At 37.7% G+C, this 7,268-nt stretch carries 8 protein-coding genes; all 8 read left to right on the top strand.

What is annotated here, in order from left to right; genetic code table 11:
• Positions 1-577: 577 nt before the first annotated feature.
• The 8 genes from K9V48_RS18315 (at position 578) to rbsK (ending at position 7,251) form a co-directional block, all read left to right on the top strand.
• Positions 578-1,942: an acyclic terpene utilization AtuA family protein gene (locus K9V48_RS18315; RefSeq protein ID WP_224140613.1), complete on the top strand. Its 1,365-nt coding sequence runs from the start codon at positions 578-580 to the stop codon at positions 1,940-1,942.
• A complete protein-coding gene (locus K9V48_RS18310) occupies positions 1,942-2,298 on the top strand; it encodes a DUF4387 domain-containing protein (protein WP_224140612.1) in 357 nt (118 codons plus the stop codon). The genes K9V48_RS18315 and K9V48_RS18310 overlap by 1 nt, the downstream gene beginning before the upstream one ends.
• A gap of 249 nt (positions 2,299-2,547) precedes the next feature.
• Complete coding sequence (gene flaG / locus K9V48_RS18305; RefSeq protein WP_224140611.1) at positions 2,548-2,916, top strand: flagellar protein FlaG; 369 nt, start codon at positions 2,548-2,550, stop codon at positions 2,914-2,916.
• A 13-nt stretch (positions 2,917-2,929) separates the two neighbouring features.
• On the top strand, positions 2,930-4,414 hold the full coding sequence (locus K9V48_RS18300; protein WP_224140610.1) for a flagellar hook-associated protein 2: 1,485 nt from the start codon (positions 2,930-2,932) through the stop codon (positions 4,412-4,414).
• 21 nt (positions 4,415-4,435) lie between these two features.
• Complete coding sequence (gene fliS, locus K9V48_RS18295; RefSeq protein ID WP_224140609.1) at positions 4,436-4,837, top strand: flagellar export chaperone FliS; 402 nt, start codon at positions 4,436-4,438, stop codon at positions 4,835-4,837.
• Complete coding sequence (gene fliT, locus K9V48_RS18290; protein WP_224140608.1) at positions 4,837-5,190, top strand: flagellar protein FliT; 354 nt, start codon at positions 4,837-4,839, stop codon at positions 5,188-5,190. The genes fliS and fliT overlap by 1 nt, the downstream gene beginning before the upstream one ends.
• Positions 5,191-5,636: 446 nt before the next feature.
• Complete coding sequence (hpf, locus tag K9V48_RS18285) at positions 5,637-6,191, top strand: ribosome hibernation-promoting factor, HPF/YfiA family (protein ID WP_224140607.1); 555 nt, start codon at positions 5,637-5,639, stop codon at positions 6,189-6,191.
• Positions 6,192-6,357: 166 nt separating this feature from the next.
• The gene (gene rbsK / locus K9V48_RS18280) at positions 6,358-7,251 is read left to right on the top strand and encodes a ribokinase (RefSeq protein WP_224140606.1); all 894 of its coding nucleotides are present in this window, start codon (positions 6,358-6,360) and stop codon (positions 7,249-7,251) included.
• Positions 7,252-7,268: the final 17 nt, after the last annotated feature.

The raw sequence follows: 7,268 nt of genomic DNA, 5'->3' as shown, positions 1-7,268 counted from the left end.
TTTTGATACATATTCTTTATACTCTCGAGTATGGTGCTTCCCCATTTGAACACGTCCTTTAATTAAATTATCTATATTATATCTTTATTCTCATTTCGACGTGTCCACTTTTAAGACTAACTCTAAAGTCGATAGATTATCAGCTACTATCAAGGAAATCTCTGTAATCACCAAAATTCTTGTCCTGTGGATAAGCGCACGACATCCAGCCCCAGCACCTGACTCCTCAAGACCACAACCTAATCCAATAAAATGAAAGAACACCTTTTGTCAGATTGTCTTGTGTTTTTTAAAAGTTACAGGTTTTTATATACAAAATTTAGCATATTATTTTTAATTAAATTAAAGTTCATAAACTATTAATATTTACATTTTGTTATTAGAGTAAGGTCATAAAGTAGGTTTTTCATTTTGATAGATTTAAAACCTAGGGGAGATGAGGCTGAAAAGGAATGAAAGGTAAGTGAAAGTGATAGATTAAGCGAGTTTTACTTTACATTGTCTTATAACATCATTGCATTGATCAAAAATGAGGGATAACTAGTAACATATCATGGTCAAAAGAGGGGTTTAGAAAATGAAAGAGGAAATTAAAATTTTAACACCAGCAGGTATGCTTGGCTACGGTTTTCCTATTGATTTGTTTAAAAAGGGGTTAGAAATGAACCCTGATGTGATTGTAATTGACTCAGGCTCAACGGACAGCGGACCACATAAGCTTGGTTTAGGCTCCATGACGTGTTCTCGAGAAGCTTATTACAAAGACATTTCCTTTATGCTTGAAGCAGGCCATGAAAAGAAAATTCCTATATTTATTAGTTCGGCTGGAGGGGACGGTACGAACGATCATGTTGATGCTTTTATCGACATTATTAAGGATATATCAGGGGAAAAGGGATATCACTTTAAACTTGCCGCCATCTACAGTGATGTCGAAAAGGATTATGCTTTACAACAAATTGAAGATGGCAAAGTCATTCCTTGTGGACCAGTAGAGCCTCTTACACAAGAAGAAGTACTTGCTTCGACAAACATCGTTGCTCAAATGGGTGTAGAGCCTTACTTAAAAGTATTAGAGGAACACGAAGATGTCGATATTATCATATCTGGCCGCGCTTACGATCCTGTACCTTTCGCTGCACTTGGCATAAAAGAAGGATTCGATCCAGGATTATGTTGGCATATGGGAAAAGTAATGGAATGTGGAGCAATTTGTGCAGAGCCAGCTGGAAAGAGCATATTAGGTATTCTGAGAAGGGACCATTTTGTGCTTGAACCACTAAATCCAGTGGAAAAGTGTACGGTTTATTCAGTATCAGCTCACACACTTTATGAAAAATCTCATCCTTACATTCTTCCTGGTCCAGGTGGATCGTTAGACTTATCTGAAACGAAGTTTGAACAATTGACAGACCGTAGTGTCAAAGTATCTGGAAGTAGATTCATCCCAGCTCCAACTTACACAGTGAAAATGGAGGGAGCAAAACGTGTAGGCTACAGATCGATTTACATAGCTGGTGTAAGGGATCCAATTCTTATTGAACAAATAGATCATGTTATTGCCCATGTAGAGCAAACAGTTCAAGACTATTTCTCAGATATTCCAGTAGAAAGCTATCAAATGATTTTTCATCAGTTCGGTAAAAATGGGGTCATGCGCGAGTTAGAACCGTTAAAAGATGCTACTCCACATGAGCTTTGTATCATCTTAGAAGTAGCTGCAGCAACACAAGAGATGGCGACATCGATTTGCAGCAGGGCTCGTACAGAAATGCTGCACTGCCCTTATGAAGGAAGAATGGCGACAGCTGGAAATATTGCGCTTCCGTTTACACCATTAGAAATACCACTCGGAGAAGTTTGTAAATTTAATGTGTATCATTTAGTAGAGGTTGAAAACCCTACAGATCTTTTCCCAATTAAATATGTGGAGGTATCATAATGGCACAAATGGTAGCGGTAAAAGAAGCAACGAAATTGGTAGCATTAAAAGAAATTGCCAAAATTATTCGTAGTAAAAATGCAGGTCCTTTTGAAATAACAATGGATATCATTTTTAAGAGTGTGGAAGACTATGAGGCAGTAAAAGCATCAGACGCCATTACAAAAGAACGGATTGCCGAATTATACAATCTTCCCGTAGAAGAGGTTATAACATTCGTTTATTTCGATGCAGCCAACGCGGTCAAAGCAACGATTCCAAGACCTAGAGCCCAAGGGAGTATCGGGGAAACAGATATGCACGCAGCTCAGCACCATGCACCATTGTTGGATATAATGGTTCCTAGCGGGAATTAAAAAATCCATCGTTTTGTTAAAAAGAAGCTCCTTATCATTAGCTTTGGAAGCCTTGTCCAAATGACTAATGATAAGGAGTTTTTCTATGGATCAGGAATACACGTGCATGATCTTGTAACCATGTCATATCCAATTTAAATCTTTACAAAATCCCTCATTTCAACAATAAAAGTTCTCACCGTTTTATTTGTCCTTTCCTTAAACTTTTACAAAGAGTAACCGATATAAATAGTAGATAAATTTAGAGGAGTGACTCCGATCTCGATAGATCTACTATCTTCACAGACAGCACTTCACAACATAGAAACGACTAAAATTACTAGCCATAAAGAACTAACAGAACCTACACATACAAATAGACAACAACCTATTCAAGAGAAGCAATCCACTCTATCAAAAGAACAAATAATGCGTGCGATTGATGAAATGAACGAAGGATTGAAACCGGCAAATAGACATATTAAATTCGAACTTCACGAAAAACTAAACGAATATTATGTCACGGTAGTTGATAACATCACAAATGAAGTAGTCAGAGAGAACCTTTCTAAAAAGTGGCTAGATCTATATGCTGACATGACCGAATTTGTTGGATTATTCGTTGATAAAAAAAGTTAGGGGGCCTCAATGAATGGCAGGATTGAGAATTGGTGGACTAGCTAGTGGGATGGATACGGATAGCATCGTATTTGAATTAATGAAGGCTGAACGCTTACCACTTAATAAATTAACACAGAACAAGCAACTTCTTGAGTGGCAACGTGATGATTATCGCGAGATGAATAAATTATTACAGGACTTTGATAAATTTATTTTTGACAATATGACGCTTCAAAGTAATCTTATAAAGAAGAAAGTAACAAGCTCTGATACAAGTGCTGTTACAGCAACAGCGAATTCATCTGCGGCAAATATCAATACAAAAATCAGTGTGACCCAAACAGCTAAATCAGCAACATGGATTTCTACAAAGGAAACAACCTTCATGAGTGGCGCACAAAGCACTCTTAATTTAATGGTCACTAATGGTGACGGGACAACAACAGATAATATCGAACTTGTAATAGAAGCAACTGATACGGTTGATGACGTCCTCTCAAAACTTTCGAAAAAAACAGAGCTTGGTATATCAGCTTTTCGTGATTCAGAAACGGGAAAAGTTGTTATGACTAAAAAGGATACAGGTGAAAATGCTTCGATTAAACTAAACGACGAAGTTACTGCTAGTGTATTTCGCTCTTTAGGATTCGAAGATGCTTTAGCAGAGAATGAACTAAATGTTGGGGCAGAAGGTTCAAAAGGGCAGAATGCTAAATTTTCCATCAATGGCCTATCAACGTCTCGTACGATAAATACATTTACCATTGACAATGTCACATACACACTTCATAAAGAAAATTCTGAAGCAACGATAGCTCTATCAAATGATACAGATAACATGGTTGATAAAATCGTCCAATTTGTTAATAAGTATAATGAAATGCTTGAGAAGATAAATGGAAAGCTTACGGAGGAACGCTATCGTAGTTACCAGCCATTATCAACTGAAGAGCAGGAAAGTATGACAGAAAAGCAAGTGGAACAATGGGAAGAGCGAGCTAAGAGTGGTCTTATCAAAAATGATTCCATTTTGTCTAGCGGGTTATCAAAAATGCGTAATGATTTTTATAGTCCTGTTTCTGGTACAGCTGTAAACTCTGACTACAGCCAGCTTACCCAAATTGGAATAAAAACATCCAGTAACTATTTAGAAAAAGGAAAGTTAATCATAGACGAAGCAAAGTTAAGAGAAGCTGTTGAGAAAGATCCACATGCAGTCTTTCAGTTATTTAATGCAAGTGGAACAACGACAGAGGAAAAAGGAATTGCTAGGCGTGTTCGTGATACGATTAGTGGTACAATCAAAAATATTGAGCAAAAAGCAGGAAAGGCTACTTTCACCAATCAGCAATATATGATTGGTAGAAATTTAACCAACATTAATACTCAAATCGATCGCTTCGAAGACCGTTTAACTAAAATCGAAGATCGCTACTGGCGACAATTCACAGCAATGGAAAAAGCCATCCAACAATCAAATTCTCAAATGTCTTACCTTATGCAATCATTCGCGTAAACATAGAAAGGAATGTCAACTATGGCACTAAATAATCCATACGCAGCCTATCAGCAAAACGCAGTGACAACCGCATCACCAGGTGAAGTTACGTTAATGCTGTATAATGGCTGTCTGAAATTTATTAAACAAGCAAGTCTCGCGATGGAAAATAAACAGATCGAAACCAAAAATACAAATATCCAAAAGGCTCAGAAAATTATTAGGGAGCTCATGCTTACGTTAAATATGGATCTCGAAATCTCGAAAAATATGTCCGTGCTGTACGAATATATGAATCACCGTCTTACAGAGGCAAACGTGAAAAATGATCGAACAATTTTAACGGAAGTTGAAGGACTTGTCGTTGAATTTCGTGATACATGGAGACAGGTTATTCAAATCAATCGCCAACAGCAGCATGGTCAAGGTGGACAAGCGTAGTGTCTGCCTTTGATCAAGTATACGCAATTACGGAACAACTTTTCCACTTGGTGTCAAAGCCGGTTGAAAAGGAAGAAAGAGATGCATGTATTCAAAAGATTACATCGTTGTTAGATAAGCGAGAGCAGCTCATAACAGATGTCGATCCCCCGTTTACGGCTAATGAAAGGGAACGATTTCAACAAATTGTTCTTTGGAATGAGAGTATTACGAAAAGGTTTGCTGAGATCAAGCAACATATTCAAAAAGACATGATTCAATTGAAAAAAACAAAATCATCAAACCAACAATACGTAAATCCATACCAAAATCTCTCTACGTCAGACGGGATGTTTTATGATAAACGAAAATAGATGAAGCACAATGGGTTTTTACAAGCGAACGCGATTTAGCTTGAGAGGGTTCCGGTGAAAATCACATTTTAAAACTCGTCATTCATGGCGAGTTTTTCATTTTATTATCAGAATTTATATGAATTTATATGTTTTGTACTTTGTTTTGGTGTCTAGCGCAAGCGTCCTAGCCCCGAAGCACAGGACGTGTAAGTGCAGTCAATGCGACAGGACGTCGCGTTCTTGACTGCCTCTTGGGTCTAAGCCAATCAGGAATTGAAGGTAAAAAACACCTTCTATTCCTGATCGTCTTATTTGCCCGAGGCTGAACAAGGCGCTTACGCTTTTCTTAACATAAATAAAACAAAATTCACAAATTCTTCACACTAAATTTACGTTTAAGCAGGAGACAAGCAGGGAATATAGAATTAGTATATATAGCTTTATCAAAAAGGAGGAATTCAACCATGAGATATAACGTCAGAGGGGAAAATATTGAAATAACTCCAGCAATAAGGGAATATGCAGAAAAGAAAATTGGTAAGCTTGAGCGATACTTTGAAGATTCACTTGATGCAAATGTAAATGTAAATTTGAAATTTTATAGTGATCAAGAGTCAAAAATTGAAGTAACAATTCCAATGACAGATCTTGTGTTGCGTGCTGAAGAGCATCATCAAGATATGTATGCAGCAATAGATCTTGTAGTCAATAAATTAGAACGACAAATTCGTAAGCATAAAACGAAAGTTAATCGTAAGCTTCGTGAGCACGGTGCACCAAAATTTGTGTTTAGTAATCAACTACCTGAAGAAGATGCACCTATTGAAGATGAGGATCCACAAGAGCTTGTCCGTACAAAGCGCTTTAATTTAAAGCCAATGGACAGTGAAGAAGCTATTTTGCAAATGGATATGCTTGGTCATAGTTTCTTTGTATTTACGGATTCTAAATCAAATAAAACGAATGTCGTGTATAAACGAAAAGATGGAAAATATGGCTTAATTGAGCCCCACGTTTAAAAGGAATATTCATTAGTGTTTATTCATGTCACTGAAGGTTATAATAGAACAGATTGGACTTTTTATCGAAGTCTTTGATTACTGTAAGAATTAGATAGAAGATGAAAAATAAACAGCGCCTAATCCTAATTGGGCGCTGTTAGTGTGTTTTAGAAAGGTGAAAATGATGAAAAAACCAAGAATAACAGTAATAGGCAGTATTAACATGGATCTTGTTACGAAGACAAGTACGGTTCCGAAAGTTGGTGAAACAGTCATCGGAGAATCCTACTTCACGATTCCCGGTGGAAAAGGGGCAAATCAAGCTGTTGCAGCCGCAAGATTAGGGGCAGAGGTAACTCTCATTGGTTGTGTAGGGGACGACACCTTTGGAGGTGAGCTAAAAAGACATCTAGCACAACAGGAAGTGAGTACGGATTATATAAAGACGATTTCTGATACGTCTACTGGTATAGCGGCAATCACACTATCAGAAGGAGATAACAGTATCATTGTTGTACCTGGTGCCAATAATTTTGTTACACCTGAAGTTGTAAAACATCATGAACATCTAATTGCGAAAAGTGATATCGTGTTGTTACAGCTTGAGATTCCATTAAGCAGTGTGCTAGAAGCAACTGAGCTTGCCCAAAAGCATAACGTGCCTGTCATCCTAAACCCTGCTCCAATTCAAAACCTACCGAAAGACCTCGTCTTACAAGTAGATTACATGACACCAAATGAACACGAACAGGAAATGCTGCTATCGAACAGTGAGCTGTCAGCTGCAGAACTGAGTCAAATCAAAGAAAAATGTATCGTAACTCAAGGATCAAAAGGAGTCAAACTCTATCAAACCGAAGAACAACTTATCCCGAGCTATCCTGTCGAAGCTGTTGATTCAACAGGCGCTGGTGACTCATTCAATGGAGCATTAGCAGTCTCTCTAAGTAAGGGGATGTCCCTACAAGAGGCATGCCAATTCGCCAATGCTGTCGGTGCTTTATCTGTAACAAAGCTTGGCGCACAAGCAGGTATGCCGACGTTAGAGGAAGTTGAAAAGTTTATGTCTGCTTATTAGGAGGGAGATTCTCTCCT

The sequence above is a fragment of the Metabacillus rhizolycopersici genome (assembly GCF_020075705.1).
The sequence above is the reverse complement of the archived record's forward strand: the minus strand, read 5'-3'. Positions and strand labels throughout refer to the sequence as shown.

What these genes read in the sequence shown, in the direction of transcription:
- fliS (WP_224140609.1), top strand. Translation starts at nt 4,436, where the DNA reads ATGGCACTAAATAATCCATACGCAGCCTATCAGCAAAACGCAGTGACA.
- K9V48_RS18315 (WP_224140613.1), top strand. Translation starts at nt 578, where the DNA reads ATGAAAGAGGAAATTAAAATTTTAACACCAGCAGGTATGCTTGGCTAC.
- hpf (WP_224140607.1), top strand. Translation starts at nt 5,637, where the DNA reads ATGAGATATAACGTCAGAGGGGAAAATATTGAAATAACTCCAGCAATA.
- K9V48_RS18300 (WP_224140610.1), top strand. Translation starts at nt 2,930, where the DNA reads ATGGCAGGATTGAGAATTGGTGGACTAGCTAGTGGGATGGATACGGAT.
- K9V48_RS18310 (WP_224140612.1), top strand. Translation starts at nt 1,942, where the DNA reads ATGGCACAAATGGTAGCGGTAAAAGAAGCAACGAAATTGGTAGCATTA.
- rbsK (WP_224140606.1), top strand. Translation starts at nt 6,358, where the DNA reads ATGAAAAAACCAAGAATAACAGTAATAGGCAGTATTAACATGGATCTT.